Below are 634 nucleotides of genomic sequence, written 5' to 3' on the forward strand. Positions count from 1 at the left end.
CATGCCGACATGGTTGAAGTCCCAGGCCACGGCGCTCATCTGGCCCTTGCGGAACAGCACACGCATTTCCGGCGCGGTGCGTTTGACGTTGTCCGTCAGGCATTCGACCATCACCGGCACCTGGTGCGGTGCGAAGCCTTCGTAGATCACGTGTTCCAGATGGACGGCGTCGGCGCCCGTGCCCGAGCCCTTCTTGATGGCGCGCTCCAGCGTTTCCTTGGGCATCGAGACCTTGCGGGCCTGCTCCAGCACCAGGCGCAGGCGCGAGTTGCCGGCCGGGTCGGCACCACCGCGCGCGGCGACCATGATTTCCTTGGCCAGCTTGCCAAACAGCTTGCCTCTGGCATCTGCGGCCTGTGCTTTACCTTTTGCTTTCCACTGGGCGCCCATGGCGATGTTCCTTGGTATTGCGGCGCGCAAAGGCGCCTGGCGGGGTTGGAGGGGGCGGCGTGCAAACGCGCCTTGCAGGCAAAACGTGGCGCACAGCCGAACCTTGTAGAGTAACACCATGGCCCCACCGAGCCGGCGATGTGCCTATTGGCGAGAATGCCGGCTCATTCCATTTCTATCGCCCAACCCGACGGAGTCCCCTTGCTCAACACCCTGTGGCTGGGTTTTTTCATCACCGCCGCCA

1 protein-coding gene is annotated in these 634 nt (G+C 63.7%); it reads right to left on the bottom strand.

The genetic code is table 11. From position 1 onward, the window contains the following. Positions 1–390, bottom strand: a 390-nt coding sequence (locus QZH66_RS17955; RefSeq protein WP_305807168.1) for a YebC/PmpR family DNA-binding transcriptional regulator, incomplete at its 3' end; no start/stop codon positions are given. Between the last annotated feature and the right edge of the window lie 244 nt (positions 391–634).

The organism is Stenotrophomonas sp. YIM B06876 (genome assembly GCF_030711595.1).
Lineage (GTDB): Bacteria > Pseudomonadota > Gammaproteobacteria > Xanthomonadales > Xanthomonadaceae > Stenotrophomonas.